Source organism: Acidimicrobiales bacterium (genome assembly GCA_035316325.1).
Classification (GTDB): domain Bacteria; phylum Actinomycetota; class Acidimicrobiia; order Acidimicrobiales; family VFJN01; genus DASXTK01.
In genome coordinates this window covers 1-26333 of record DATHJB010000029.1, presented here as the reverse complement: position 1 = coordinate 26333, position 26333 = coordinate 1, and the positions used below count along the sequence as shown (strand labels likewise).

Below are 26333 nucleotides of genomic sequence, written 5' to 3'. Positions count from 1 at the left end.
CGTTCCGGTGGCGTGGGCGCTGCACGGAGTAACGCCCCTGTTGTGAGAAACTTTGTAGAGATGACCGGAAAGGTGGAGGAATGGCGACGAACGGCCGCTCCCAGAAGTCGGCACCACGGTTGAACCAGCAGCTCAGCCAACCCCGCGTGGCCGAGATGGTGGCCGACATCCTCCGGACCAGGATCGTCGACGGCGAGCTGGCCGACGGTGAGCTGCTCCCCAAGCAGGACGACCTGCTCGAGGAGTTCCCGGTGTCCCGGCCCTCCATCCGCGAGGCGATGCGCATCCTCGAGACCGAGGGGCTCATCAGCGTGCGCCGGGGCAACATCGGCGGCGCGGAGGTCCACGCCCCCACCGCCCACGGCGCCGCCTTCATGCTCGGCATGGTCATGCAGTCGAAGCAGCTCACGCTGAACGACCTCGGCCAGGCGCTGCGGATCCTCGAGCCGGCGTGCGCCGCGCTGTGCGCCGGCCGCAGCGACCGTCACACCGAGGTCGTGCCCCGGCTCCGGGAGGTCAACAAGGAGGCCGAGACGCACCTCGACAACGGCCCCGAGTTCACCGACCTGGCCCGCGTGTTCCACGACGAGATGGTCGGCTCGTGCGGCAACGTCACACTGATCCTGCTGGTGGGGACGCTGGAGACGCTGTGGTCCTACCACGAGTCGCGCTGGGCGGTCACGACCGATGCCGAGGGCCGCTACCCGGGGCTGAAGCTGCGTGAGGCGGTGCTCGAGGCCCACGTCCGCATCACCGACGCCATCGACAGCGGCGACGAGGACGCCGCCCACCGGGTCTCCCAGCGGCACATCGAAGAGGCCCAGGCCTACGTGCTCAACAACACGGGCAACCAGCGGGTCAACATCACCGGCCTGCGGTCACGGCTCGCCCCACGGCGCAGCCGGGGCCCGGACGGCGACCTCAGCTAGCTCGAAGCGGGGCGGCGGCCCGTCCTCGCGGGCGACGCGGCCCATGACCTCCAGCAGCGCCAGGTGCGCCAGCGTCTCGCCGTTGGCGGCCAGCTGCATGTAAGCGGGGATCTCGGCCCACGGGCGCGACCACGTGAGCTCCCCCGTCACGTCCCACGCGGTGGCGGCGGGCCGCTCCTGCAGCACGGCCTCGATCTCGGCCAGGCGAACGGCGTGGTGCTCCACCAGCTGGTCCACCCGCCGGTCGAGGCCGGCGAAGCGGTACTCGTGGGCCGGCAGCACCTCGTCGACCGGCAGGGCGCGCACCTTGGTCAGCGACCGCAGGAAGTCGCCAAGCGGGTCGGGGTGGCGCGACGAGTGCCGGGCCACGTGCGGCGAGATGCGGGGCAGCACGTGGTCGCCCGACAGCAGCAGCCTGCGATCCTCGCTGTAGAAGCAGACGTGGCCGGGCGAGTGCCCGGGGGTCCACACCGTGCGCAGGTCCCAGCCCGGCAGGTCGGGACGGTCGCCGTCGGTCAGCAGCACGTCGGGCTCGGCGAAGCCGCCGGGCCCGGTGATGGCCACGGGCACGGGTGGCATCCGGAAGGCCAGGGCGTCGGGCGCACCCGACTCCACCACGAGGTCGGCGCGCGACGAGAGCAGCGCCTCCAGCTCGCTGCCGTGGTCGCCGATGAGCGCCGCGTCCGCCGGGTGCAGGCCCACCCACGCGCCGGACGCGGCGCGCACCCGTCCCGCCAGGCCATGGTGGTCGGGGTGGACGTGGGTCACCAGCACGGCCTGCACGTCGGCGATGCTGCCGCCCGCCACCGCGAGCCCCGCGCCCAGGGCGTCCCAGGCCTCGTCGCAGTTCCAGCCGGCGTCGATCAGCGCCACGCCGTCGTCGAGCTCCAGGCAGTAGACGAGCACGTAGCGCAACGGGCTGTCGGGGATGGGCACCGGGATCGACCACAGGCCCGGCCGCACCTTCTCGACGTCGGGGATGACGCCGGCCTGCCAGGCCGCGTGCTGGTGGGTCCCGGTGACCTCGATCACGGGGCCGACGTCAGGTGGGCGAGCACCAGCGGCATCTCGCCCATGCCGTCGGTCGGCACCAGGTAGCCCGTCTCGTCGCGGATCTCGGCCATGTGGTCGCGCACGTGCTCCACGCTGAGGTCGGGGTGGTGGTAGCCGGGCGTGACGCCCACGAAGAAGCGACCCACCCGGCCGGCGGCCACGGTGAAGACCTCGCCGGTGACGTCGCAGTCGCGGTGGGCCAGCCAGCCGACCACGGGCGACACCAGGCGCGGGTCGAGGTGGTCGGACAGGTCGCCCAGCAGGTCCTCGGTCATGCGGGTGAGAGCCATCGGGGCGACGGCGTTGACCTTGATGTCGTAGCGGGCGCCCTCCAGCGCCAGCACGTTGGTCATGCCGACGAGGCCCATCTTGGCGGCGGCGTAGCTGGCCTGGCCGAAGTTGCCGAGGATGCCGCTGGCCGACGAGGTGAAGACCACGCGGCCGTAGCCCTGCTCGCGCATCAACCGCCACGCCGGGGAGGTGACCCAGAAGGCGCCGCGCAGGTGCACGTCGAGCACCGGGTCGACGTCGTCGGGCGACACGTTGTGGAACGCCTTGTCACGGAGGATGCCGGCGTTGTTCACCACGATGTCGACCCGCCCGAAAGCCTCCAGGGCGGCGTCGACGATCGCCTGGCCGCCCTCGGGCGTAGCCACCGTGTCGGCGTTGGCGACGGCTTCGCCGCCGGCCTTCTCGATCTCGGCCACCACGTCGGCGGCGGGGCCGGACGATCCGCCCGAGCCGTCGACCGCGCCGCCCAGGTCGTTCACCACCACCCGGGCGCCGCGCGCCGCCAGCAGCAGCGCGTGCTCGCGCCCCAGCCCGTGGCCCGCACCGGTGACGATCGCCACCTCCCCGTCGAAGCTTAAGGAGTCGCGCGGATAGGTCACGGTTGCTCGTCCTCGGCGCTGCGCGGCCGAGAGGTCAAACCATGCGCAAGCTTCCCGCTCTCGGCGCCTCCGGCACCGGGCCGCTCGGGCCACGCCTCGCCTGTCGGCTCGGCTCTTGTCTCAGCCATGCGCCCTGTCTCCCTCGCTCTTGCTGGTTCGGTCAACGGTCGACGACGTAGCCGGCGGCGTCGCGATCCCAGGCGCCGTCGGGCAGGCCCTGCGCCCGAAGCTCGTGCTTGAGCACCCGCCCGACGGCGTTCTTGGGGAGCCCGGCGCGCACGTCCACGTAGCGGGGCACGGCGAAGTAGGGCAGCCGCTCGCAGCAGAAGTCCATGAACGGCACCAGGTCGAGCGCCTCACCGGGCCGGACGACCACGCACACCATCACGTCGTCCTCGGACAGCTCGCTCGGCACGCCGATCGCCGCCACCTCGGCCACCGCCGGGTGTCGCAGGAGCGCCTGCTCCACCTCGAACGACGAGATGTTCTCGCCGCGGCGGCGCATCGCGTCCTTCTTCCGGTCGGCGTAGGTGAAGTTGCCGGCCGCGTCGAAGCTGCCCAGGTCGCCGGTGTGGAACCACAGGTTGGACAGCTGGTCGAGCGTGGCGTCGGGCCGCCCGTCGTAGCGCTCGAACATCACGTGCGGCTGCCGGGGCCGGCACACCACCTCGCCCACCGTGCCGGGCGGCAGCGGCGCGTCGTCCTCGTCGACGATGCGCACGTCGAACAGCGGGTTGGCGCGGCCCGACGCCCCGGGCGGGTTGTCGTCGTCCACCCCGGCGAGGGCCAGGGGGAAGGCCTCGCTGAGCCCGTAGACGGTGACGATCTTGCAGCCGTAGCGCTCCTCGATCGCGTGGTAGATGTCCTTCGGCACCGGCGCGGCCGACAGGAACCGGATGGGCAGCTCCCGGTCGCGGTCGGTGGCCGGCAGGTTCCACAGCATCACCACCAGCGCCCCGGCCAGCGCGATGCCCGACGCCCCGTAGCGCCGCACCTGGTCCCAGGTGTGGGTGACGCTGAACGTCTTCTCGAGCACGCCGGTGCCGCCGGCCAGCAGCGGCCCCAGCACCGTCCCGACCGCGGACAGGTGGAACAGGGGCAGCGGGCCGTACACGACCTCGCCCGGCTGGAGCTGCCAGCAGTCGACCATGGCCTGGGCCGCGGTCAGCAGGTAGTGCTGGGTGACCAGCGCCCCCTTCGACCGCCCGGTGGTGCCGGAGGTGAAGAAGATGGCGCCGGGCTGGTCCCAGGACGGCTCGGGCACGTCGTCGAGGCGGCCCACGTCGCCGGTGCCGAGCACCTCGATGGGCTGCACGTCGACCCCGGCCGGCGCGGCGGGGACGGTGACCGACTCGTCGTCCTGCCGCACCAGCACCGTGCGCAGGCTGGGGACGTCGGCCGCCACGGCGAAGAGGCGCTCGGCCAGGGAGGCGTCGACCGCCACGGCCTTCGTCCCGCTGTCGTGCAGCTGGTTGGCCAGGAAGTCGCCCCGGTAGGCGCCGTTGACCGGCACGGTGACGGCGCCGAGGTAGGCGCAGCCGAACCAGGTGGCCACCCACTCGGGCGACGTGCCCATGAAGATCGCCACCCGGTCGCCGGGGCCGATGCCGAGCGCCACCAGGGCCGCGGCCGCGGCCCTGGCCCGCGCCCGCATCTCGGCGTAGGTGATCGGCTCGTCGGACACGTGGAGGAACGGCTGGTCGGGACGCTTCCCGGCCTGCTCGTCGAGCACGGCCGGGATCGTCAGCCGGGCGCCCACGTCAGCCCTCCGGGTAGAAGCGCCGGGCCCAGCGCCGCAGGGCCGCGTAGTCGCGGGCCTCCTCCACGGCGAAGTTGGGCTTGTCCAGGTACTTCATGTTCTCCCAGGCGAAGAAGTCCTGCTTGATGATCTCCTGCTGGAGGGAGATCCAGCGGGCCGCCCGACCCTGGGGCACGTCGCCGGTGTCGCCCGGCTCCCGCACGCAGGACATCGTGTAGAAGTAGTCCGTGTAGTCCTCGTCGACGGGGGTGTGGCTGGTGATCTGCACCGACGCCAGCACCTCGCTGGGGAACCGCACGAAGCCGATGCCGAGGCCGTAGGTGTCGTAGACGACCGTGCCGTCGACGGGGCCGTCGGGGGTGAGCCAGGTGGTCTCGTGGGCGCCGCCGTAGTTCACGTCGACGGTGGCGTGCAGGTGGTACTCGTGCAGCTCGAACGACGTGGTCTGCGCCGGCCGGTCGCCGTGGTGCACCGGCATGATGTGGTACGGATCGGCGGCGTTCTCCACGATCATCTGCGGGTGCACCTTCACCCGGTTGATCATCCGGGAGTGCGGGTGCAGCGGGTAGTAGTCGCCCGTGTCGAGCTCGGGGACCTCAGGCAGGTGCCAGGTGGGGTCGCCGCCGTCGCGGTCGAACCACAGGAGCACCATCCCGCACCACTCGATGGTCGGGAAGGTGCGGATGCGCAGGTTCGGCTTGCACTTCTCCTTCGAGTACGGGATGGCGGCGTTGGTGCCGTCGCCGTTCCAGTGCCAGCCGTGCCAGGGGCAGACGATCTCCTCGCCCTCCACCCGGCCGCCCACGCCGAGGTGGCCGCCGAGGTGCAGGCAGTGGGCCTCCATCACCTGGACCTGGCCCGACTCGCCCCGGAAGCACACCAGCTCCTGGCCGAAGTAGTGGAGGCGCTTGACCTCGCCCGGCGCCACGTCGGTCGACCATGCGACCACGAACCACCCGGTGGGATAGCGGTACGACGACACGCCGAGCGGCGACTCCACCGGCACCTCGTTGACGATCGACATGGCAGCCCCCTGAGGTCTACGTACTAATCATTTATATGTTAGCAGTCGGCAGTATCGCCGGCGCTAGCGGAAGCCGCCGCCGTCGACGGCGATCCGCTGGCCGGTGATCAGTGCGCCCCGGTCCGACAGCAGGAACCGCACCGTGTCGGCCACGTCCTCCGGCTCCGCCACCCGGCCGAGGGCGACGCGGCGGTCGAGCTCGTGGATGTCGTCGACGCCGAACACGCCCTTCACCAGCTTGCGGCCCATGTCGGTGTTCATCAGGCCGGCGGCGACGACGTTCACCCGGATGCCGTTGCGGGCCTCCTCGTTGGCCAGGCTGTAGGCCAGCGCCTCCAGGGCCGCCTTGCCCATCGTGTAGGGCGCGGCGTTGGGGTCGTTGCTGCGGGTCGACTGGCTGGAGATCACCACCACGTCGCCGCGGGGCCGCTCCCGCAGGTGCGGCACCACCAGGCGGCACAGGTGGTGGGCGCCCAGGGCGTGCACGCCCATCACCCGGTCGAGGTCGACCGGGTCGGTGTCGGCGACGGTGCGCCCCCGGTTGCTCACCCCGGCGTTGTGGACGAAGGCGTCCAGCTGCCCGAAGGCGGCGATGACGGCCTCCACCAGCGCCGCGTCCTCCTCGGCGGACTCGACCGCCGCGGAGAACGCCACGGCCGTGCGGCCCAGCGCCTCGATATCGGCCACCGTCTCGGCGGCGGCCTCCTTGTCGCGGTGGTAGTTCACCGCCACGTCGAACCCGTCCTGCGCGAGGCCCACCGAGACGGCGCGGCCCAGGCCCCGCCCACCCCCGGTCACCAGTGCCACCCGACGCTCGTCGGTCATCCGTTGCCCTCCTGGAGTGGTGGTGGTCAGTCGAGGATCGTCGGGTCGCGGCGCAGCTCCCGCCGCGCCATCGCCTCGAACAGGCCGGTGAAGTTGTGGGTGTCGAAGAAGCTGCCGTAGCCGGCGGCCGCGTCGCGGTTCATCGGCTTCCCGCCTCCGGCTGCGGCAACGTGCCACGCCTGCCGGCAGCGCCACTCGAAGCCCATCGACCACAGGTACGCCTGCTCGACGTCCCGGGCCAGGATCAGCACGCCGTGGTTGGCGAGCAGGCCGATGTTGGCCTCGCCGATGGCCTTCACGGCCGCGGCCGCGTTGCCCCGGTCGTCGACCGCGCCCCAGTACTCGTCGTAGAGGGCGACCTCGCCGTGGTGGAAGGCGCTGCTCTGGTCGTAGATCTCCGGCACGCGGCCGATGTCGGACCAGATCGTGCCCCAGCGCGGGTGGTTGTGGACCGCGACGGTCACGTCCTCACGCGCCTTGTGCAGCTCGACGTGGAGGGTGATGGCGGGTGTGATCGTCCACTTCCCGCCGATCTCCTTGCCGTCGGCGTCCATGCGCATCACGTCGCTCGCCCGGATCTCGTCCCACGTCAGCCCGAAGGGGTTCACCAGGAAGGTGCCGTCGGGCTGCTTGTAGGTGATGTGGCCGGCGAGGTGGTCGTCGTAGCCCTCGGAGAACAGGCAGCGGGCCAGCAGCGCCAGCTCCTGCTCGGGCTCGAGGTCGGGCAGCGCCGGTGCGTACGGCTTGGTGACCTCCATCGGCTTCAGCTGGGTGGCCTGGCCCATGGTCACGACCTCCGGTCCACGATCGCCTGCAGGCGGGGGCCGTAGTAGCCCAGGGCGTTGTCGCCCAGGACCTTGCGCTCCTGGTCCTCGGGCAGCCCTCGTTCCCGCACCTCCTTGATGGCCCCCGGGTACACCGCGTCGTGGTGGGGGTAGTCGGAGGCGAACATCACGTTGTCGGCCCAGCCCAGGTCGAGCGCGGCCGCCAGGCCCGGTTCCTCGATCTCGAAGGTGAGCCAGGAGCGGCTGTTGATCACGCCCTTGGGGTCGCCGCCGGGGAAGTCGTCGGGCGACAGCTCGTAGTGCTCCTCGATGCGGTCGACCCAGGTGGGCGCCCAGCCGCAGCCGGCTTCGAGGAAGCCCATGCGCAGCTGCGGGAAGCGCTCGAAGATGCCGGCGAGGGTGACCACCAGCATCCCGGTCATCTGCTCGAAGACGTGGCTGATCACGTGGGCGCCGGCGTAGCTGGGCATGCGGTCCATGCCCACGGTGTCGATGCCCGACAGGTAGGCCTCGTGCAGGCCGACGGGCACGTCGAGGTCCTGGGCGGTGGCCCACAGCACGTCGAAGTCGGGGTGGTCGACGGTGCGGCCGCCGATCTTGTTGGGCCGCATCACGCCGGCGACGAAGCCGTGCTCGGTCACCGACCGCCTCAGCTCGGCGGCGGCCAGCCTGGGCTCGTGCTGAGGCAGCAGCGCCACGCCGACCAGCCGGTCGGGGTCGGTGGCGCAGTAGCTCGCCAGCCAGTCGTTGTAGGCGACGCACAGGGCGGCGGCGATGTCGGGGTTCTCGTGGAGGCCGAACATCATGCCGACGCTGGGGTACAGCACGGCGACGTCGATGCCCTCGTCGTCCATCACCTCGATGCGGACCTTGGGGTCGCGGCCGCCCTCGCGGCGCTCACCTCCGGCATTGACGTGGTTCTTGAGGCCGCCCGGGAAGGGGTACTTCGACCGCCAGAGCTTCCCCTCGATGCGGTACGTGACGTGGCCGTCGGCCTCGGCCACGAACTGCAGCGCCTGGTCGCGCATCGCTTCGGGGATGGCCCGCACCAGGGCGACCAGATCCTCCTCCACGTGGCCGTCGGCGTCGATCACTACGGACATGAGGTCCCCCGTCTGGTGAGCTGTCTACCGTTCTCTTTCTATCCTATAAATGATTCATACTCAAGACGGTTTGGGCAGGCGGCGGTGGTCCCAGGAGACGACGTCGGTGACCTCGATGCGGTAGGCCAGCCGCTTGGCGATCTGGGCGCGGACGGCGGCCCGGCCGGCGTCGTCGAGCGGTCCCTGGTAGCGGGACGTCACGTCGTAGGCCAGCTCCAGCCGGTGCTCGTCGTCGTCCAGCAGGTGGGCCCGGCCCCGGATCTGGGCGCCTCGCAGCTCCTCGTAGCGGTCGCCGTCCTCCACCAGGCAGGTGACCAGGGGATCGCGGGTGAGGTTCCGGTGCTTCTGCGAGCCGCGGTAGGTGAGGAACCCCGGCTCCCCGCCCACGAAGCCGTACCACATGGCCACCAGATGGGGTCGCCCGTCCGGCCCGGTGGTCGCCAGCGCCATGGTCTGGCGACCGTGGAGGAAGGCGTCGAGATCGCCGTCGGGCATCGTCACCCTCGATCGCTTGTGCCCGCTCACCGGACCGCCTCGGAGCCCCGGAGGTGGTCGAGGCCGAGCTCGGCGAGGATCTCGGCGGTGTGCTCCCCGGGGCGGGGGGCGGGCCGGCGGACGGCGCCCGGTGTGCGGGAGAACCGGGGGGCGGGCGCCGGTTGGGCGACGCCGGCCACGTCGACCCAGCTCTGCCGGGTGACGTGGTGCGGGTGGTCGCGCACCTCGGAGGGGGCCAGCACGGGGGCGAAGCAGACGTCGGTGCCGGCGAGGCGCTCCTCCCACTCGGCCCGGGTGCGCGTCCGCACCGCCGCGGCGACGCGCGCCCGCATCGTGGGCCACGACGCCCGGTCCCACTGGTCGGGCACGTCGTCGGTCAGCTCCAGCGCCGCCAGCAGCTGGGCGTTGAACTGCGGCTCCAGCGAGCCGAACGCCACCCACCCGCCGTCCGCGGTCTCGTAGGAGTCGTAGAACCAGGCACCGCCGTCGAGCGAGTTGGTCCCCCGCGCCTCGTTCCAGTCGCCGGTGGCGACCATCTCGTGGATCATCGTCATCAGCAGCGACGCGCCCTCCACCATGGCGGCGTCGACCACCTGGCCCTCCCCCGACCGCCGTCGCTCGGCCAGCGCCGCCAGGACGCCGACCGCCAGGAGCAGCCCGCCGCCGCCGAAGTCGCCCACGACGTTGAGCGGCGGCACCGGCGCCTCGCCTTCCCGACCCACCGTGCCCAGCACCCCGGCGAGGGCGATGTAGTTGATGTCGTGGCCCGCCATCGCCGCCCACGGCCCGGTCTGGCCCCAGCCGGTCATGCGCCCGTAGACCAGTGCCGGGTTGCGGCCCAGGCACACGTCGGGGCCGAAGCCGAGCCGCTCGGCGACGCCCGGGCGGAAGCCCTCCAGCAGGATGTCGGCCTCGTCGGCCAGGTGGAGCAGCACGTCGAGGCCGTCCGGGTGCTTGAGGTCGACGGCCACCGAGCGGCGGCCCCGTCCCAGCAGCGGCGGCCCGGCCACGTCGACCTCGGCGGCCCGGTCGACCCGGACCACGTCGGCCCCGAGGTCGGCCAGCACCATGGCGCAGAACGGCGCCGGCCCGATCGACGCCACCTCCACCACCTTGATCCCGTCCAGCGGACCCATCGTCCCGACCCTCAGCCCTTGGGCAGGCCCAGGGCCCGCTCGCCGACGATGTTGCGCTGCACCTCGGACGTGCCGCCGTAGATGGTCGCCCCCAGGCCCTCGAAGTCCTCGAACAGCAGCTCGGCGTCGGCCACCGCGGCCGGCCCGGCGGCCTCGATGGCGAACTCCCAGGTGCGCTGCAGCGCCTCCGAGCCGAACAGCTTGAGCATGAGGAACTCGCGGCTGCGCCCGCCCCGCAGCTCGTTGGTCACCGCCCGGTAGCCGGTCAAACGGATGGCCGCGGCGTCGGCGGCCCGCCGCCCCAGGTCGACCAGCAGGTCGTCGCCCGGCCCACCGTCGATGCTGGCCATGGCCCAGGCCGCCCGGTCGAGCCCCCGCTCGACGTCGACCCAGTTCATCACCCAGATCATGTCCCGCTCGTGGTTGAGCGAGGCCATGGCCACGCCCCAGCCGTCGTTCTCGGCGCCCAGCAGGTTCTCGACCGGCACCTCGACGTCGTCGAAGAACACCTCGCAGAACACGTCGGAACCGTCCGACGCCATGCGGATGGGCCGGGCCGTCACGCCCGGGCTGTCGAGGTCGGCGAGCAGGCAGCTGATGCCCCGGTGCTTCGGCGCCTCGGGGTCGGTGCGCACGTAGAGCGTGGCGAAGCGGCTCTCGTGGGCCTGGGTGGTCCAGATCTTCTGGCCGTTCACCACGTAGACGTCGCCGCGGCGCACCGCCTTCGTGCGCAGGCTGCCGAAGTCGGAGCCGGCGTCGGGCTCCGACATGCCCAGCGCCCACCACTCGTCGCCCCGCAGCAGCGGCACCAGGTAGCGGTCCTGCTGGGCGTCGGTGCCGTGCTGCCGGAGCCCCGGCGCCACCACGTTGGGGCCCTGGATGTTGGGCAGCTTGGGCGCCGCCTGCTCGGCCGCCTCCAGGCGGATGGTCAGCGTCTCCAGCGACCCGAGGTCCTGGCCGCCCAGCTCCGGCTCCCACTGGGGCATCAGCCAGCCGGCCTCGAACGCCTCGCGCTGGTGGGCGCGGCGCAGGCCCCAGTCCTCGCGGTAGTGGGCGTAGCGGTCGTGGTAGTCGGCGGGCAGGAAGTCGTCGAGCCACTTGCGGTAGCGCTCCCGCACCTCCCGCTGGGCGTCGGTCTCGGTGACGTCCATCAGGCCACTCCCTGCAGGTAGGCCTGGCCCGCCTGGCGGTAGAGGCTGCGCCGGTCGCCCAGGCAGAGGGCGCCCTGGCGGGCCCGGCGGGTGTAGAGGTGGAGGTCGTGCTCCCAGGTCATGGCGATGGCGCCGTGCACCTGCACCGCCGACTTGGCGGCGAAGATCGCCGCCTCGCTCGCCGCGGCCTTGGCCATCGCCGCGGCGCCCGAACGCTCCCGCGACGACGAGCCGGCGTCGTCGAGCAGCATGGCGGCGTTGTAGGTGAGGGTGCGGGCCCGCTCGGTGGCGACGAACACGTCGGCGAGGCGGTGCTTCACGGCCTGGAAAGCGCCCAGCGGGCGGCCGAACTGCGTGCGCGACGACACGTGCTCCACGGCGATCTCGAGCACCTTGTCGCACACGCCGACCAGCTCGGCGGCAGCCACCGTGCGGGCGGCATCGACGCCAGCCCCGGGGTCGACCTGGGCCACCGCGGCCGGATCGAGCGCGACCCTGTCGAGGTGGACGTCGGCCAGCGGGCGGTTGGGATCGACCGACTCCACGGGCTCGACGCGCACGCCGTCCCGGGTGGCGGGGACCACGGCGACGACCGGCCCGTCCGGGCTGGTCGCTGTGACGACCAGCGTCTCGGCCCGGGTCCCGTCGGTGACCAGGCGCTTCGTCCCCGACAGCGTGGCGCCGTCCCACGTCGCCCCGGCGGCCAGGTCGCCGTCGCGAGGGTCCGGGCCGGCGAGCGCCACCGTGGTGACCGTGCCGCCGGCGATCGCCGCCAGCACCGCGTGGGCGGCGGGGGTGTCGACGGTGGCCAGCAGCGGCACGGCCAGGCCGGCGCTGCTGAGGAACGGGGCGGGCAGCACGTGGCGACCGGTCACCTCGGCCAGCGCCACCAGGTCGACCACGCCGAGGCCGAGGCCGCCGTCGTCCTCGGGCACCGCCAGCGCGGGCCAGCCCAGGCCGACGATGGTCGCCCACAGCGGGCGCCAGGCGTCGGGGTCGTCGATGCCGGCCCGCACCACGGCGGGGCCGGACTCGGCGGCGAGGACGTGTTCGGCGGCGTCGCGCAGGCTCTGCTGGTCGTCGTCGAAGCCGAAGTTCACGGCAGGTCGATCGTCACGGCGCGGCGCACGAAGTACCAGCCGCCCCGCTCGTACACCAGCTCGTCGGTGTAGCGGCCCACCAGTCGCACGATCGGGTCGACGGCGTCGCCGTTGGTGCCCGGGGTCCCGGGCTTGAGCACCAGCACCCGGCACTCCTGGCGGGCGGTCACCCCGTCGACCTCGACGATGGCGTCGGTCGTGACGTGGACGACGTCGTGTGGCGCGTCGCGGAAGAAGGCGCGCAGGGCGCCGTGGCCGACGATCGGGTCGCGGCCGGGCAGCTCGAACACACCCTCGGTGAGGAAGGTGGCGACCCAGCCCTCCCGGTCGCCCGAGTCGTAGGCCCGGCCGTAGCGAGCGGTGAGGTCACCGATCGCCAGGCGGCTGGCCACGACGTGGAGGGTCGTCTCTGCCTGATAGGTCATCGCCACGTGTCGCGCTCCTGACATCACCCGTTTGCCCCGGATCGCTTTCATTGTAAAGATACATACTTAATGCGGTCAACCACGGTGGTGAAGGTCGGGCTCCCGCTGACGGTCGATCCCCCCGACATCCCGGAGCTCGCCCGGCGGGCCGAGAGCCTCGGCGTCGAATCGCTGTGGATCTTCGAGCACCTCATCTGGCCGGTGGAGTTCCACCACCGGTACCCGTACACGGACAGCGGCGTGCCGCCGGTGCCGTCGCGGGTGCCGACCCACGACGCCTGGGTGCTCCTGGCCTCGGTGGCGGCCGTGACCTCCACGGTGCGGCTGGGCTCGAGCGTCTACATCCTCCCGCTGCGCGACCCGCTGGTCACCGCCCGGGCCGTGGCCACGCTCGACGTGGTGTCGGGCGGTCGGGCGATCCTCGGCGCCGGCGTCGGCTGGATGGCCGAGGAGTTCGAGATCGAGGGCATCGACTTCGCCTCCCGCGGCCGGCGCACCGACGAGATCGTGGCGGTGCTGCGGTCGCTGTGGCACCACGAGGTCACCGAGTACCACGGCGAGCACGTGGACCTGCCGCCGGTGTACTTCGAGCCGAAGCCGCCCCAGGGCGCCGGGCTGCCGATCGTGTTCGGGGGCGAGTCGCCACCGGCGTTGCGGCGGGCGGCCCGGCTCGGCGACGGGTGGATCGGCATGCGGCACACGCCGGAGTCGGCCCGCGAGCGCGTGGACCGGCTGACGGCGCTGCGAGCCGACGCCGGTCGCTCGGACCTCCCGTTCGAGGTGACGATCGGGGCGTCGTGGCCGCTCACGGCCGATGACCTGGCGGCGTTCCGGGAGGCCGGGGTCGACCGGGTGTCGGTCCGCCCCTGGGGCCGCGGCGTGTCGTGGCAGGAGGGCCTCGACGTCCTCGCCCCGCTGCTCGCCTGAAGAGCGCCTGCCGAACGGTCAGATGCGGGCGGTGCGACCCGACCAGTAGCGCTCGCGCAGCTCCCGCTTGTAGAGCTTGCCGGTGGGCAGCCGGGGCAGCTCGTCCATGAAGTCGACCGACCTGGGGCGCTTGTAGGCCGCCAGGTGCTCGCGGCACCAGGCCAGCAGCTCGGCCTCCAGCTCGGGCCCGGGCGCGATCCCCGGCGCCGGCTCCACCACGGCCTTCACCTGCTCGCCGAACTCGTCGTCCGGCACCCCGAACACGGCAACGTCGGACACGCTCGGATGCATGACCAGGGCGTTCTCGATCTCCTGGGGGTAGATGTTGACCCCGCCCGAGATGATCATGAACGCCTTGCGGTCGGTGAGGTAGAGGTAGCCCTCGTCGTCCATGCGACCGACGTCGCCCAGCGTCGACCAGGCGGGGTGCAGCGGGTTGAGGGTGCCCACGGTCTTGTCGTGGTCGTTGTGGTACTCGAAGGGCAGCCCGCCGGCGCCCTCGAAGTAGACGAGGCCCTCCTCCCCCACGGGCAGCTCCGCGCCGGCCTCGTCGCAGATGTGCACCGGCGGCCCCAGCGGGCGACCCACCGAGCCGGGGTGCGCCAGCCACTCGTCGGAGTGGATGAGGGTGACGCCGTTGCCCTCGGTGCCGGAGTAGTACTCCAGCAGGACCGGGCCCCACCACTCGATCATCTGCTGCTTCACGGGCACCGGGCACGGGGCGGCGGCGTGGACCGCGAGCTGCAGCGACGACACGTCGTAGCGGCGGCGGGCCGCCTCGGGCAGCTTGAGCATCCGGACGAACATGGTGGGCACGAACTGGGCGTGGGTGACGGCGTGACGCTCGATCAGGGCCAGCGCGTCCTCGGCGTCGAAGCGCTCCATGGCCACGACCGTGCCGCCCATCGCCTGCACCACGGTCGAGAACACCAGGGGTGCGGCGTGGTAGAGCGGTGCCGGCGACAGGTAGACGGTGTCGGCGTCGAGGCCGTAGAGGTCGGGCATGAACGGGACGAAGCTCGGGTTGCCCTCCTCCACCGCCCGGCCGGTGAGCGGGCGCTTGATGCCCTTGGGCCGCCCGGTGGTGCCCGAGCTGTAGAGCATGAAGTCGCCGAGGGGCTGCTCGGCCAGCGGCTCGGGCGACTGGCCGGCCAGCGCCGCCTCGTAGTCGGCGTGCCCGGCGACGGGGCCGCCCACCGCGTGGCGGTGTTCGATCTCGGGGGTCGACGCCGCGATCTCCTCGGCCACCGCCCGCCGGGTGGCCGAGGTGACCAGGGCGCGGGCGCCGCAGTCGTTCACGATGTAGGCGGCCTCCTCCGCGGTGAGGTAGGAGCTGACCGTGGTCAGGTAGAGGCCGGAGCGCAGGGCGGCCCACGCCACCTCGAAGTAGGCGGAGCGGTTCTCCATGAACACGGCCACGTGGTCGCCGGGGCGGAGGCCGGCGGCGTGCCACAGGTGGGCGAGCCGGTTGGAGCGCTCGTCGAGCTGCCGGAAGGTGACGGTCTCCCCGCTGGCGCCCATGACCAGAGCGGGCTTGTCGGGGTGCGTGGCAGCGTGGATTCCCGGATGCACCTAACAATTGTATCTTTTAGACGATGGCTGATGTCGAGACCTCGCTGGACGACGGCGTGCTGGTGTGCCGCCTCAACCGCCCCGACGCGGGCAACCCACTGACCGGGCCGCTGCTGCGGGCGTACGTGGAGGTGCTGGAGGAGGCCCGGACCGACGACGCCGTGCGGGTGGTGGTCACCACCGGCAGCGGGCGGATGTTCAGCGTGGGCGGCGACCTCGGCGACGTCTCGGCGCCGCCACCCGACGCCTCGCTCAGCGACCTGCTCCACGCGAACTACGGCGACCTCGAGGATCTCGCGCTGGCCGACCGGCGGGTCGACCGGCTGGGGCCGGGCCGCCAGACGCTGGCGATCCGCAACTTCGAGAAGCCGACGATCGCCGCGGTCAACGGGCCGGCGGCCGGCGGGGGGTTTGCCGTGGCGATGCTCCACGACTTCCGCGTCGCGTCGGCGCGGGCCCGGTTCACCACGGCGTTCATCCACCTGGGGCTGGTGGCCGAGATGGGCCTGAGCCAGACGCTGCTGCGGGCCGTCGGACCCGAGGCGGCGATGGAGCTGTTCCTCACCGGCCGCCAGGTCGGCGCCGACGAGGCCCGGGACCTGGGGCTCGTGGGCCGGGTGGTGGAGCCGGAGTCGCTGCTCGACACCGCCCTGGAGCTGGCCACCCGCCTCGCCGCCCAACCCCCGCTGGCGGTGCAGCTGGTGAAGCGGACCCTGCTGCGGGCCTGGGACACCACGTTCGCCGACCAACTCGACGTCGAGTGGCCCTACCAGGTCGCCGCGTTCGCCGGCGAGGAGGCCCGCCAGGCGACCGCGGCGTTCGTCGCAGGCCGACGCCGGCGTTGATCGCCCGTCAGCGCTTCACCGTGTAGCCGGCGGCCTCGCGGTCCCAGGTCCCCGGCGTCACGCCCCGGTCCCGCAGGTCGCCCTTGAGCACCTTGCCCGACGCGTTCATCGGGAAGGCGTCGAACAGCTCCACGTAGCGGGGCACGGCGAAGTACGGCAGCCGCTCCACGCAGTGGTCCAGCAGGTCCCGGAACGGCAGCACCGCGTCGGGCTTGAGCACCACGCACACCTTCACGTCGTCCTCGCCCAGCTCGCTGGGGACGGCCACCACCGCCGCCCCGGCCACGGCCGGGTGCCGCAGCACCGCCTGCTCCACCTCGAACGACGAGATGTTCTCGCCCCGGCGGCGCAGGGCGTCCTTCTTGCGGTCGACGAAGGTGAGCCGCCCCTCGGCGTCGAGCCGGCCCAGGTCGCCGGTGTGGAACCACAGGTTGCGCCAGCGCTCGACGGTCGCCTCCCACTGGCCCAGGTAGCCGTCGAACATCACGTGGGCGCGGCGGGGCCGGCACACGATCTCGCCGACCGTGCCGGGCGGCAACGCCTGGTCGTCCTCGTCGAAGATCGCCACCTCGAAGTGGGGGTTGGCGCGGCCCGACGTGCCCGGCGCGGCCTCGTCGTCGTTGCCGGCCAGGGTCATCGGGAACGCCTCGGTCATGCCGTAGCTGGTGAGGATGCGGCAGCCGTAGCGCTCGGCGACGATCGGGTAGAGGTCGTCGGGGATCGGCGCCGACGAGATGAACCGCAGCGGCAGGTCCCGGTCGCGGTCGTCGGGCGGCAGGTTGACCAGCATCCGCACCATCGCCCCGGCCAGCAGGGCGCCGACGGCCTCGACGCGGCGGATGCGGTCCCAGCAGTGGGTGAAGCTGAACACCGGATCGAGGGCGCCGACCGCACCCGACGCCAGCGGCCCCAACACCGTGCCGATGCAGGAGATGTGGAACAGGGGCAGCGGCCCGTACACGACCTCGCCCGGCGCCACGCCCCACGACGCCGCGATCGACCGCCCGGCGTCGACCAGGTACTGGTGGCTGGCCAGCGCGCCCTTCGACGGCCCGGTGGTCCCCGAGGTGTGCATGATCGCCCCGGGCTCCGACCACGTCGGCGCCCGCCCGCCCCGCACGGCGTCGCCGTCGCCCTCGCTCAGCGCCGCGGTCGACACCACGGTGAGGCCCGGCGGCAACGGCACGTCGGTCGCCCCTCCCGCCGACGACGGGTGGACCAGCACCGTCCGCAGCTGCGGCAGCTCGGCCACCACCGCGGCCAGCCGGGGCACCAGCGCCTCGTCCAGCACCACCAGCGTCGTGCCGCTCTCCCGCAGCTGGTTCGCCAGGAAGTCGCCCCGGAAGGCGGTGTTCACCGGCACCACCACGGCCCCGAGCCGGCTGGCGCCGAACCAGGCGTCGAGCCACTCGGGCGCGGTCTCCATGAAGATCGCCACCCGGTCGCCGTGGCCGACCCCCAGCTCGGCGAGGACGTTGGCGGCCCGGATCGACCGGACCGCCAGCGCCTCGCCCGTGATCGCCTCGTCGCCGACGTGGAGGCACGTTCCGGTCGGGTCGCGCTCGGCCCGCCGGTCGATCACCTCGGGGATCGTGAGCCGCTCGCCCACCGCCTGCCACCGGGTCGACATCCGGCCCCTACCCGACCACGTCGCCGCAGAGGGCCTCGCCCTCGGTCAGCGGCACGAACTCGCCGCCCTCGATCCGCACGAAGTGCAGGCACCGCAGCAGCGGCTGGGCGAAGCCCTCCTCGAAGTCGAGGGCGGGGTTGAGCACGCCGCCGGCGTCGTAGTCGTCGACCTGGCGCAGGTTCTCGACGAACGCCTCCCGGGTGGGACACTCGGCCCCGGCCTCCTCCAGGCCCCGGATCAGCACGTCGGCACCCAGGTACCCGGCCACCGTCTCGGCGCTGCGGGGCGCGTCGGGGGCGTACTGCTCCAGCGCGTCGAGGATGCGCCGGTGGCCCTCCACCTCCTGCTCGAAGGGCACGAAGTTGAGGGAGAACACGAGGCCCTCGGCCGCCTCGCCGGCCTGGTCGATGGTCGCCGGGCTGTAGCCGGCGGGCAGCAGCGCCACCTTGGGCTCGACGCCCGCCTGGCGGATCGCGGCGTAGGCGGGCACGGCGGAGGGCGTCGGGATGGGGATGAACACGCCGTCGGCGCCGCTCTCGGCCACCTCACCGGCCTGCTGGGTCCACTCGACGTTCGACGCCGGGGCGTCCAGCGACTTGAGCACCACCTCGCCGCCGGCGGCCTCGAACGACGCCGCGCCCTGCTCGGCCGCGGCCTGCGTGCCGGGCGTGGAGTAGGCGATCACCGCCAGCTTGGTGACGCCCTGGTCGACGAGGAAGTCGCCGATGGTGGTGGTGGCCACCGGGTCGGGCGAGTTGCTGCCCAGGCCGCCGAACATGTTGTCGTACATGCCCCACTCGGGGTTCACGTTGTAGCCGGCGACCGGGATGCCCTCCTGGTTGAGGTACTCGGCGAAGCCGGCGGTCACCGTGGAGGCCACGAGCATCGCGTACACGCCCTCCTCCTCGACCAGGCGTCGGGCGGCCGACAGCCCGGCGTTCACCTCGGTGCCGTCGTCCGCGGACTCGATCGTGATCTCGCGCCCGCCGACGCCGCCGGCCGCGTTCTGCTCCTCGATGCGGGCGGTCCAGCCCGACGCCACCGGACCGTAGAAGGGTGCGTACGGACCGCTCAGCGCGGTGAGCGCACCGATCTTGATCTCGTCGTCGGAGATGCCGGGGACGTCGCACTCGCCGCCGCTCGACCCCCCGTCGCTCCCGCTGCTGCTCCCGCCGGCGCTGTCGTCGTCCGCGTCGCCGCAGGCCGCGGTGGCCGCCAGCAGCACCGCCACCAACGCCACGGCCCAGGCCGGCCTCCACGTGCTGTCGCTCTTGCCCACGGTTTCCCCTCGCTCTCGCCGGGTGGATTCAGATCGCTGCCGCCGACAGGGGCTCGCGGAGGCGGTCCCCGAAGAAGCCGAAGGCGTTGTCGGACAGGAGCTTCCGCAGCAGCTCGTCGTCGAGGTCGCTCCCGCGCACCTTCTCGACGGCTCCCGGGAAGGTGGCGTCGAAGTGCGGGTAGTCGGACGCGAAGCACACGTTGTCGGCCCACCCCAGCTCGCAGGTCGAGCGCAGCGCCGGCTCGTCGAGCTCGAAGGTGAGCCAGGTGCGGGTGCGCAGCGCCTCGGCGGGGTCGCCGCCCCGGAAGTCGTCGGGGGCGAGCTCGAAGTGCTCGGAGATGCGGTCGACCCAGGTGGGCGCCCAGCCGCAGCCGGCCTCGAAGAAGCCGAGGCGCAGGTCGGCGTGGCGGGCGAGCGGGCCGGACAGCCCGACCACCAGCATCGACGACATCTGCTCGAAGACGTGGCTCATCACGTGGCAGCCGGCGTAGGTCGACATCCGGTCGATGCCGATGGTGTCGATGCCGTGGTTGTAGGCCTCGTGCAGCACGACGGGGGCGTCGAGGTCGGCGGCGACCTCCCACAGCACCTCGAAGTCGGGGTGGTCGACGGTGCGGCCGCCGATCTTGTTGGGCCGGACCATCCCGGCGACGAAGCCGTAGTCGTCGACCGCCCGCTGCAGCTCGGCGGCGGCGAGGCGGGGCTCCTGCTGGGGCAGCACGGCCACGCCGAACAGCCGGCTCGGGTCGGCCGCGCAGTACTCGGCGAGCCACTCGTTGTAGGCGCGGCACATGGCGGCGGCGATGTCGGGGTTCTCGTACCAACCGAAGAGCAGCGCCGCGCTGGGGAACAGCACGGTGGCGGCGAGGCCCTCGCTGTCGAGCACCTCGAGGCGCACGTGCGGGTCGCGGCCGCCCTCGTTGTGCTGGCCGCCGGCGGCGACGGCGTTGGTGCGGCCGCCGGGGAAGGGGTACTTCGAGCGCCAGACCCGCCCCTCCAGCTCGAAGGCGACGTGGCCGAGCGGCCCTTCGGCCAGGAACCGGGGAGCGAAGGGCCGCATGCTCGGCGGCAGCAGCTCGGTGATGCGCTCGAGATCCTCCTCGACGTGCCCGTCGGCGTCGACGACCGGGTAGTCCTGGGCCTCATCCTCGATCTGCTCCATCATCTATATATTAGTAATGATGCAGCCTTTGCGTGTCAACCGTCACATCCGCGGCGCGGGCGGCTGGTAGAGCGGGCTGTGCACGAACATCCCGCCGTCGACCGCCACCGTGTGGCCGGTCAGGTAGGCGGCGTCGTCGGAGGCCAGGAACGCCACCGCCCGGGCGATGTCGTCGGGCCCGGCGACGTCGGGCGTGAGGTGGGCGTCCCGGAAGCGGCGGAGCTGGTCGTCCGACAGGCGGGCCTGCGCGGCGTCGGTCAGGACCAGGCCCGGCGCCACCGCGTTGCAGCGGATGCCCTGCTTGCCGTACATCGTGGCCACGTAGGCGGTGAGCGCGCCGACCGCGGCCTTGGAGGCGCCGTACGACGCGGCCGTCGTCGCCGCCGACCAGGCCGCGCCCGAGCTGGTGTTGACGATGGCCCCGCCCGGGTACCCCGGGTTCGCCAGCATCCGCGGGATGGCGTGCTTGCAGCCCAGCAGCACGCCGCGGGCGTTCACCGCCATCGTGCGGTCCCAGACCTCCACGTCGAGGTCGACGATGCCGCGGTCGCGACCGAGGACGTCGGGGCCCAGCGCGGCGGCGTTGTTGTGGAGCACGTCGAGGCGACCGAAGCGCTCGACGGCGGAGGCGATCATCTGCACGACCGACGCCTCGTCGGCCACGTCGACCCGGTGGGCGTGCGCCGCCCCGCCCCGGCCGACGATGTCGGCCGCCACCTCCGCCGCGCCGTCGGCGTCGAGGTCGGCCACCACCACGGCGGCCCCCTCGGCGGCCAGCAGGCACGCCGTCGACCGGCCGATCCCCGACGCCGCGCCGGTCACCACCGCCACCCGATCCTCGAAGCGACCGCCCGCCATCGTCAGAGGACGTGCTCGGTGACGAGGTAGCCGGCGGCGGCGCCGACGAACCGGGCCACGTCGTCGCCGATGGCCCGCATGCCCTCCGGCGAGTCGTACATGCGGGTCACCAGGTCGTGGGCGGACGCGAAGTGCAGCTCGGCGAGGCCGACCACCGGATCGCCGGTCGCAGCGGCGAGGCGGGCGGTCACGGCGTTCTGCACGTAGCGGGTGGCGCCGACGTGGTGGCGCAGGGCCAGCGGGCCGTGCCGGTTCCGCCAGTGGTCCACGAACTGCTCGACGGTGAGGCCCGGGGTGCGCTCCACCAGGTAGACGATCTTGATGCCGGGCGTCGGCCCGCCGGCGGGCCCGGGACGCCCGTGGTCGCGCTGGATCACCTCGTCGACCACGTAGGCGGCGTGGAGGCCGAGGTCGGGCGTCGCACCCCAGGCGGCGACGACGCCGTCGACCCGGCCGGGCTCGGGCCACAGCTCCACCAGCGCGTCGAGCGGCGGGGCGTCGCGGGTGGGCAGGCCCGACCCGGCGACGGGCGGCTGGTCGACCAGGTCGACGACGCAGCCCCGGCCCGACGATCCCTCGGCGGCGGCCCCCTCGAGGACGCGGCGGGCGAAGGCGTCGGCGTCCTGGTCGGCCGGGCGGCGCAGGGTCAGGAACAGCTTGTGGCGATGGATCAGCTCGTCTGTTGAATCAATGCAAGGATTATGACCACAGCCATCGCTCCTGGCCAGCCTCTTCGGTTCCTCCTGGTCGGAGGACGGGCGCGGACATGAGCCGCTAGCGTCCGTACGGATGTTCCGGAGCCGGCGCCGCGTGGTCTTCGCCTGCGTGGCGCTCGCGATGCTGTTCGCCGCTGCGCTGCAGGGTGGCGGACCGTCGGATGCCGGCGGCCGGGACCAAGGTGCCGAACCCGGCGCGACCGCGCTGGTGGGCTCGGCTACAGCCGGGGTCGTCGTCCCGGCCACCCGGCTCGGGACGTCGCTGGTCACCGACCACGTCGTCGAGGTCCGGTGGGCGAAGTTCGACGCCGCGGCGCTGGCCGCCGCCCTCGGGCTCGGCATCGCCGCCCTCGCCTGGTGGCTCAGCCGCCGCGACGGCGCCGCCGACGCGCCCCGGCCCCGCCGTTCACCGGCGACGCTCCGCGCGCCACCTCTGCCGCTCCTCGCGTAGGTCCCGGGCCCTACCTGGCTGCTGACCGGTAGGGCGTCGCGCGCCCCGGCGCGCCCAGGTGAGTGACGAGTGAAGGAACCCAGACGATGAGTGACAACCCCGCGCACCAGCCGTCCCTGACGGCCGTCGTGGACCAGGCGCTGCCCGGCATCGGGCACCGCTACGAGATGCGAGCGGTCGACGGCGGCCGGGTGGTGGTGGTCGTGCACCACTCGGGGCGGCGCGACCTGTACGTCTTCGCCCCGGGCGGCGACGAGCCGGAGACCGTCGTGACGCTGAGCGACGCGCAGGCCCGGACACTGGGGGCCGTCCTCGGCGGCGCCTTCTTCAAGCCCGCCGTGGTCGAGGAGATCGAGGCCGTGATCGGGGGCCTGCTCATCGACTGGCTGACCCTCGAACCCGACGCCCGCGGGACCGGGTCGACGATCGGGGAGCTGGAGATCCGGCGGCGGACCGGGATGACGGTGGCCGCCATCCTGCGTGACCACACCCCGCTGATCGCACCGGAGCCCAGCGAGCGGCTCGAGGCCGGGGACCAGCTGGTGGTCATCGGCCGCCGGGAGGACCTGCTCCGGTTCCGGCGCCACGTGGTGGACCCGCGTGGGTGACGCCCTCGTCGGGATCGGCGGTGCCTTCCTCGCCGCCGGGTTGTTCGGGCGGATGGGTCGCCGGATCGGGCTGCCGACGATCCCGTTCTTCATGGTCGCCGGCATCCTGTTCGGCCCCAACACGCCCGGGCTCGTGGTCGTCGAGCACCCCGAGCAGCTCGAGCTCCTCGCCGCGCTCGGCCTGATCCTGCTGCTGTTCCACCTGGGCCTCGAGTTCTCGCTCGGCGACCTGATCGACGGCGGACGCGGACTCCTCCTCGCCGGTGGCGTCTACCTGCTGCTCAACGTGGGCGCCGGGCTCGCCTTCGGGTTGGCGCTGGGCTGGGGGACGAGCGAGGCCTTCGTCATCGCCGGAGCGGTCGGGATCTCGTCGTCGGCGATCGTCACCAAGCTGCTCATCGAGCTGCGCCGCCTCGCCAACCCGGAGAGCCGCACCATCCTCGGCGTCACCGTCGTGCAGGACATCTTCCTGGCCCTCTACCTGGCGCTGCTCCAGCCCGTGCTCGGCGACGCCACCACCGCCACGGATGCGGTGGTGCAGTTCCTGGTCGCCTTCGGGTTCCTCGTCGGTCTCGGGGCCGCCGCCCGCTGGGGCACCGCGGCGGCGAACCGGCTGGTCGCCGCACCCGACGACGAGCTGCTCACGGTGTGCTTCGTCGGCCTCGCCGTGCTCGTCGCCGGCATCGCCGCGGAGCTCGGCGTGTCCGAGGCGATCGGCGCGTTCGGTGTCGGCATCGTCCTGGCCGAGAGCCAGGCCGCCGAGCGGATCGAACGCCTCGTGCTGCCGCTGCGCGACGCGTTCGCGGCGGCGTTCTTCTTCGCCTTCGGGCTCAGCATCGACCCCGGCGACGCCGGCCGGGTGGCGGCCCCGGTGCTCGCCGCCGTCGGCCTGTCGGTCCTGTTCAACGTCGCCGCCGGGCTCACCATCGGCCGGCTGGGGGGCGCCAGTCGTCTCGGTGCCACCAACATCGCGTTGACGCTGCTCGGCCGGGGCGAGTTCTCCCTCATCCTCGCCACCCTCGCCACCGCGGCCGGGCTCGACGATCGGCTCGGACCGTTCGTCGCGCTCTACGTCCTCGTCCTGGCCGTGCTGGGCCCGCTGCTCACCGCCCAGTCCCGGCGCATCGCCACCTGGCTGCCGGTCCGCCTCGAACCGGTCCCCGCCACCCAACCGCCATGACCATCCGCCCCGGCATCGTCGGCGTCGTCGTGGCCGCCCTGTTCTGGGCCGTGGCCACGGCCGTCGTGATCCCCGCGCTCCGCACCCCGTCCTACGTCGACGGCATCACCGTCGACAACCCCCATCCCTGGGACGTCCACGTCGAGGCGACCGACGGGGACCGGGCCGGCTGGGTCGGCATCGGGGGCGTCGCGCGCGACCACGAACGCACCGCCACCGACATCGTCGACCAGGGCGACACCTGGATCCTCCGCTTCGCCTACGGCGGCCAGGTCGCCGAGGCCCGGCTCAGCCGCGACCAGCTCACCCAGGACGGCTGGCACGTCACCGTGCCCGACGAGCTCGCCGATCGCCTCCGGGCCGCCGGCATCCCCGAATCACCCCGCTGACACAGGAGCCCGACCACGTGGCCGGAACCACCACCACCCTGATCGCCTACTACCTGGGCCTCGGGTTCGTCATCTTCCTGGGATGGGCCGCGGCCGTCCCCGACCGCCGGCTCGACGGACCCACCGCCCGCCGCTACCTCCGCTGGACCACCGTCACCGCCGTCGTCGGGCTGCTCCACCCCGCTCTCGCCCTCGGCGCGAGGGACATCGTCGGCCAGGTCGGCATCGAGATGCCCGACGACGACCCCACCCTCCACCGCCACCAGCAACGAGCCGCCCGCACGACCAACGCCATCGCCGTCGTGTCCGCCATCCCCGCCGCCGCCCTCGTCATCGCCACCGGCCTCATGTGACCGGGTGACGCGACTACGTCGGAGGGGGCCGGTAATCGATCCGGCGGTCGACGCCCAGGTAGACGTCCATGCAGGACACGCCCTAACCCCTGAGGCCGAACCGAACTCTCCTTCTGGCAGGATTATCGGGATGAGGGTGGCTGGGGAGCGACGGTGCCGGTGGCCGGCCGCAGCGGTGGTGGGGTTGCTGTTCGTGGTCGCCTGCTCCGGCGGTGACGACGACGCCGACAGCCCGCCGCCGACGGAGGACCAGGGCGTCCAGCTGCCCGCTGACGACGACGACGCGGCGGAGGTCGTCACCGGCGACGTCGAGGCGTTGCTCGCCGAGTACAGCCGCACGGTGAACGAGATCATCGCCGACCCGGCGGTGGCGCAGGACCCGAGCCACCCGCTCGTGGTCGCGTACCTCGACCTGTTCGAGGCGGACAGCCAGCTGGCGGCCGAAGCCCTCGCCGGCTGGGAGCAGCAGGCCGCCGGCGGCATGACCATCGAGCCCGTCAACGACGAGCACCCGGCGCTCGTGTCGCGGCTCGACGGGCCCGTCGAGGTCACGTCGCCCGACGAGGTGCACTTTCCGACCTGCGACGAGCATCGTTACATCCAGTACGACGCGGAGGGCGCGGTGGACGACCTGGTCGAGGAGACGCTGCAGCACGGCGAGGGGGTCGCGGTGCGGGTCGACGGCGGCTGGCGCCTGCGCGACCTGCGCAACCTCGTCGACGGGCAGGGCTGCCAGACCACCGGGACCGAGGACGAGGGGTGAGCGTGATGCGGACGCGAACGTTGCTCGGCGTGCTGACGGTGTTGGCCGCGCTGGCCGGCGGGATCGTGTGGTCGGCGCCGCCGGCCGCGGCGGCGTGCCGGCCCACGGTCGTCTACCTCCCGCCCGACTACAAGCCGACGGTGGTCTGCATCGAGATCGAGGACCCGGGCGACACACCGGGCGACCCGGGCGACGACGGCGACGAGGGGGGCGGCGAACCCGACCCCAACGGCTGCCACTGGGAGCCGTACCCGATCCCGCCGGGCGTCGTCCCCGACCGGCCGGGCGACGCATCGCCCGGTGCGACCATGTGGTGGGAGATCTGCACCAACGAGTTCGGCGTCGACTACGTCGGGCCCGGGGGGACGGCGTGGTTCGAGCCGGACGAGGCGCCCCTACCGTCGCCGGAGCAGGTGGCCACCGAGTTCCGCGTCGAGATCGCCAGCCGGTTGCGCAAGCCCACGCTCGACGCCGACCCGGCCGCGGGCACGCCCTCGCTCCTCGACGTGCCGACGTTCGTGGCGGTGAGCAACTGGCAGGGCGAGCAGACCGCAGGAGGGTGCGACCCGACCGGCACGGTCTGCGTCGAGCTCGTCGCCACGCCAACCCTCACGTTCGACCCCGGGGAGACCGGTGCCGCCGCGGTCACCTGCGAGGACGGGGGCACCCGCTACGACCCGGGCGGACCGGCGCCGCGCGAGCAGGCCGCCGCGCCCGGCGCCTGCGCCCACACGTACACCCAGCGGACGGGCGCCGCCGGTCGGCCCGCGGCCTGGCCGGGCACGGTCACCGTCACCTGGGCCGTGCACTGGCAGCAGCCGGGCGGCGTGGACGGCGACTTCCCGGCGATCGCCCTCTCCGACGACCTCCCCCGCGAGGTCGAGGAGGTCCAGGGCGTCATCTCCGGCCTCCGCGACACCTGACG

At 72.9% G+C, this 26333-nt stretch carries 28 protein-coding genes; 10 read left to right on the top strand and 18 right to left on the bottom strand.

Annotated elements, in window-relative coordinates; translation table 11 throughout:
* Positions 1-80 precede the first annotated feature (80 nt).
* Positions 81-929 carry an FCD domain-containing protein gene (locus tag VK611_04160; GenBank protein HMG40493.1) on the top strand — a complete coding sequence of 283 codons (849 nt, stop codon included), beginning with the start codon at positions 81-83 and terminating at the stop codon, positions 927-929.
* On the opposite strand, the gene VK611_04155 is transcribed toward VK611_04160, so the two are convergent.
* The 12 genes from VK611_04155 to VK611_04100 form a co-directional block, all read right to left on the bottom strand.
* Entirely contained in the window at positions 879-1961 is a 1083-nt protein-coding gene (locus VK611_04155) for an MBL fold metallo-hydrolase (GenBank protein ID HMG40492.1), read from the bottom strand. The genes VK611_04160 and VK611_04155 overlap by 51 nt on opposite strands.
* On the bottom strand, positions 1958-2872 hold the full coding sequence (locus tag VK611_04150; GenBank protein ID HMG40491.1) for an SDR family oxidoreductase: 915 nt from the start codon (positions 2870-2872) through the stop codon (positions 1958-1960). Before VK611_04150 ends, VK611_04155 begins: the two co-directional genes overlap by 4 nt.
* 160 nt (positions 2873-3032) lie before the next feature.
* Entirely contained in the window at positions 3033-4631 is a 1599-nt protein-coding gene (locus VK611_04145; GenBank protein ID HMG40490.1) for an AMP-binding protein, read from the bottom strand.
* 1 nt (position 4632) lies between these two features.
* Complete coding sequence (locus VK611_04140; GenBank protein HMG40489.1) at positions 4633-5655, bottom strand: Rieske 2Fe-2S domain-containing protein; 1023 nt, start codon at positions 5653-5655, stop codon at positions 4633-4635.
* Between the two features lie 63 nt (positions 5656-5718).
* Positions 5719-6480 (bottom strand): SDR family oxidoreductase, encoded by a 762-nt coding sequence (locus VK611_04135; protein HMG40488.1) that lies wholly within the window; start codon positions 6478-6480, stop codon positions 5719-5721.
* A gap of 26 nt (positions 6481-6506) precedes the next feature.
* Positions 6507-7265 (bottom strand): class II aldolase/adducin family protein, encoded by a 759-nt coding sequence (locus VK611_04130; protein HMG40487.1) that lies wholly within the window; start codon positions 7263-7265, stop codon positions 6507-6509.
* A 2-nt stretch (positions 7266-7267) separates the two neighbouring features.
* Positions 7268-8368 (bottom strand): amidohydrolase family protein, encoded by a 1101-nt coding sequence (locus VK611_04125; GenBank protein ID HMG40486.1) that lies wholly within the window; start codon positions 8366-8368, stop codon positions 7268-7270.
* A 60-nt stretch (positions 8369-8428) separates the two neighbouring features.
* Entirely contained in the window at positions 8429-8863 is a 435-nt protein-coding gene (locus tag VK611_04120) for a TIGR03618 family F420-dependent PPOX class oxidoreductase (protein ID HMG40485.1), read from the bottom strand.
* Between the two features lie 26 nt (positions 8864-8889).
* Positions 8890-9999, bottom strand: coding sequence for a CaiB/BaiF CoA-transferase family protein (locus VK611_04115; GenBank protein ID HMG40484.1), 1110 nt, complete (start codon positions 9997-9999; stop codon positions 8890-8892).
* 11 nt (positions 10000-10010) lie between these two features.
* Positions 10011-11150, bottom strand: coding sequence for an acyl-CoA dehydrogenase family protein (locus VK611_04110; GenBank protein HMG40483.1), 1140 nt, complete (start codon positions 11148-11150; stop codon positions 10011-10013).
* A complete protein-coding gene (locus VK611_04105) occupies positions 11150-12250 on the bottom strand; it encodes an acyl-CoA dehydrogenase family protein (GenBank protein ID HMG40482.1) in 1101 nt (366 codons plus the stop codon). Before VK611_04105 ends, VK611_04110 begins: the two co-directional genes overlap by 1 nt.
* Entirely contained in the window at positions 12247-12675 is a 429-nt protein-coding gene (locus VK611_04100) for a nuclear transport factor 2 family protein (protein HMG40481.1), read from the bottom strand. Before VK611_04100 ends, VK611_04105 begins: the two co-directional genes overlap by 4 nt.
* Before the next feature lie 69 nt (positions 12676-12744).
* Between VK611_04100 and VK611_04095 the strand changes: the two genes are divergently transcribed.
* Positions 12745-13602 (top strand): LLM class F420-dependent oxidoreductase, encoded by an 858-nt coding sequence (locus VK611_04095; GenBank protein HMG40480.1) that lies wholly within the window; start codon positions 12745-12747, stop codon positions 13600-13602.
* Between the two features lie 18 nt (positions 13603-13620).
* On the opposite strand, the gene VK611_04090 is transcribed toward VK611_04095, so the two are convergent.
* Positions 13621-15174 (bottom strand): acyl-CoA synthetase, encoded by a 1554-nt coding sequence (locus tag VK611_04090; GenBank protein ID HMG40479.1) that lies wholly within the window; start codon positions 15172-15174, stop codon positions 13621-13623.
* 23 nt (positions 15175-15197) lie between these two features.
* On the opposite strand from VK611_04090, the gene VK611_04085 reads away from it, so the two are divergent.
* On the top strand, positions 15198-16019 hold the full coding sequence (locus VK611_04085) for an enoyl-CoA hydratase/isomerase family protein (GenBank protein ID HMG40478.1): 822 nt from the start codon (positions 15198-15200) through the stop codon (positions 16017-16019).
* A 7-nt stretch (positions 16020-16026) separates the two neighbouring features.
* Here VK611_04085 and VK611_04080 read toward each other — a convergent pair whose 3' ends face one another.
* From VK611_04080 to VK611_04060, 5 genes are read right to left on the bottom strand one after another with little or no spacing between them, the layout of a single operon-like run.
* Complete coding sequence (locus VK611_04080) at positions 16027-17649, bottom strand: AMP-binding protein (protein ID HMG40477.1); 1623 nt, start codon at positions 17647-17649, stop codon at positions 16027-16029.
* 7 nt (positions 17650-17656) lie between these two features.
* A complete protein-coding gene (locus VK611_04075; GenBank protein ID HMG40476.1) occupies positions 17657-18928 on the bottom strand; it encodes an ABC transporter substrate-binding protein in 1272 nt (423 codons plus the stop codon).
* A 28-nt stretch (positions 18929-18956) separates the two neighbouring features.
* Positions 18957-20090 (bottom strand): amidohydrolase family protein, encoded by a 1134-nt coding sequence (locus tag VK611_04070; protein ID HMG40475.1) that lies wholly within the window; start codon positions 20088-20090, stop codon positions 18957-18959.
* A gap of 42 nt (positions 20091-20132) precedes the next feature.
* On the bottom strand, positions 20133-20948 hold the full coding sequence (locus tag VK611_04065) for an SDR family oxidoreductase (protein ID HMG40474.1): 816 nt from the start codon (positions 20946-20948) through the stop codon (positions 20133-20135).
* 2 nt (positions 20949-20950) lie between these two features.
* Positions 20951-21424 (bottom strand): EthD domain-containing protein, encoded by a 474-nt coding sequence (locus VK611_04060; GenBank protein ID HMG40473.1) that lies wholly within the window; start codon positions 21422-21424, stop codon positions 20951-20953.
* A 313-nt stretch (positions 21425-21737) separates the two neighbouring features.
* Here VK611_04060 and VK611_04055 point away from each other — a divergent pair, with 313 nt between their 5' ends.
* The 7 genes from VK611_04055 to VK611_04025 all read left to right on the top strand — a co-directional run bounded on the left by VK611_04055 (position 21738) and on the right by VK611_04025 (position 26331).
* Complete coding sequence (locus VK611_04055) at positions 21738-22115, top strand: hypothetical protein (GenBank protein ID HMG40472.1); 378 nt, start codon at positions 21738-21740, stop codon at positions 22113-22115.
* An 86-nt stretch (positions 22116-22201) separates the two neighbouring features.
* The gene (locus VK611_04050) at positions 22202-22723 is read left to right on the top strand and encodes a TrkA C-terminal domain-containing protein (GenBank protein ID HMG40471.1); all 522 of its coding nucleotides are present in this window, start codon (positions 22202-22204) and stop codon (positions 22721-22723) included.
* Entirely contained in the window at positions 22716-23903 is a 1188-nt protein-coding gene (locus VK611_04045; GenBank protein ID HMG40470.1) for a cation:proton antiporter, read from the top strand. The genes VK611_04050 and VK611_04045 overlap by 8 nt, the downstream gene beginning before the upstream one ends.
* Positions 23900-24292: a hypothetical protein gene (locus VK611_04040; GenBank protein ID HMG40469.1), complete on the top strand. Its 393-nt coding sequence runs from the start codon at positions 23900-23902 to the stop codon at positions 24290-24292. The genes VK611_04045 and VK611_04040 overlap by 4 nt, the downstream gene beginning before the upstream one ends.
* 17 nt (positions 24293-24309) lie before the next feature.
* Positions 24310-24645, top strand: coding sequence for a hypothetical protein (locus tag VK611_04035; protein ID HMG40468.1), 336 nt, complete (start codon positions 24310-24312; stop codon positions 24643-24645).
* A gap of 130 nt (positions 24646-24775) precedes the next feature.
* On the top strand, positions 24776-25408 hold the full coding sequence (locus VK611_04030; protein ID HMG40467.1) for a hypothetical protein: 633 nt from the start codon (positions 24776-24778) through the stop codon (positions 25406-25408).
* Between the two features lie 5 nt (positions 25409-25413).
* Positions 25414-26331, top strand: a complete 918-nt coding sequence (locus VK611_04025) for a hypothetical protein (protein HMG40466.1) — start codon at positions 25414-25416, stop codon at positions 26329-26331.
* Positions 26332-26333: the final 2 nt, after the last annotated feature.

What these genes read in the sequence shown, in the direction of transcription:
- VK611_04100 (HMG40481.1), bottom strand. Translation starts at nt 12,675, where the DNA reads ATGACCTATCAGGCAGAGACGACCCTCCACGTCGTGGCCAGCCGCCTG.
- VK611_04095 (HMG40480.1), top strand. Translation starts at nt 12,745, where the DNA reads ATGCGGTCAACCACGGTGGTGAAGGTCGGGCTCCCGCTGACGGTCGAT.
- VK611_04120 (HMG40485.1), bottom strand. Translation starts at nt 8,863, where the DNA reads ATGCCCGACGGCGATCTCGACGCCTTCCTCCACGGTCGCCAGACCATG.
- VK611_04085 (HMG40478.1), top strand. Translation starts at nt 15,198, where the DNA reads ATGGCTGATGTCGAGACCTCGCTGGACGACGGCGTGCTGGTGTGCCGC.
- VK611_04135 (HMG40488.1), bottom strand. Translation starts at nt 6,480, where the DNA reads ATGACCGACGAGCGTCGGGTGGCACTGGTGACCGGGGGTGGGCGGGGC.
- VK611_04025 (HMG40466.1), top strand. Translation starts at nt 25,414, where the DNA reads ATGCGGACGCGAACGTTGCTCGGCGTGCTGACGGTGTTGGCCGCGCTG.
- VK611_04040 (HMG40469.1), top strand. Translation starts at nt 23,900, where the DNA reads ATGACCATCCGCCCCGGCATCGTCGGCGTCGTCGTGGCCGCCCTGTTC.
- VK611_04030 (HMG40467.1), top strand. Translation starts at nt 24,776, where the DNA reads ATGAGGGTGGCTGGGGAGCGACGGTGCCGGTGGCCGGCCGCAGCGGTG.
- VK611_04115 (HMG40484.1), bottom strand. Translation starts at nt 9,999, where the DNA reads ATGGGTCCGCTGGACGGGATCAAGGTGGTGGAGGTGGCGTCGATCGGG.
- VK611_04110 (HMG40483.1), bottom strand. Translation starts at nt 11,150, where the DNA reads ATGGACGTCACCGAGACCGACGCCCAGCGGGAGGTGCGGGAGCGCTAC.
- VK611_04160 (HMG40493.1), top strand. Translation starts at nt 81, where the DNA reads ATGGCGACGAACGGCCGCTCCCAGAAGTCGGCACCACGGTTGAACCAG.
- VK611_04080 (HMG40477.1), bottom strand. Translation starts at nt 17,649, where the DNA reads ATGTCGACCCGGTGGCAGGCGGTGGGCGAGCGGCTCACGATCCCCGAG.
- VK611_04055 (HMG40472.1), top strand. Translation starts at nt 21,738, where the DNA reads ATGTTCCGGAGCCGGCGCCGCGTGGTCTTCGCCTGCGTGGCGCTCGCG.
- VK611_04050 (HMG40471.1), top strand. Translation starts at nt 22,202, where the DNA reads ATGAGTGACAACCCCGCGCACCAGCCGTCCCTGACGGCCGTCGTGGAC.
- VK611_04125 (HMG40486.1), bottom strand. Translation starts at nt 8,368, where the DNA reads ATGTCCGTAGTGATCGACGCCGACGGCCACGTGGAGGAGGATCTGGTC.
- VK611_04130 (HMG40487.1), bottom strand. Translation starts at nt 7,265, where the DNA reads ATGGGCCAGGCCACCCAGCTGAAGCCGATGGAGGTCACCAAGCCGTAC.
- VK611_04065 (HMG40474.1), bottom strand. Translation starts at nt 20,948, where the DNA reads ATGGCGGGCGGTCGCTTCGAGGATCGGGTGGCGGTGGTGACCGGCGCG.
- VK611_04070 (HMG40475.1), bottom strand. Translation starts at nt 20,090, where the DNA reads ATGGAGCAGATCGAGGATGAGGCCCAGGACTACCCGGTCGTCGACGCC.
- VK611_04140 (HMG40489.1), bottom strand. Translation starts at nt 5,655, where the DNA reads ATGTCGATCGTCAACGAGGTGCCGGTGGAGTCGCCGCTCGGCGTGTCG.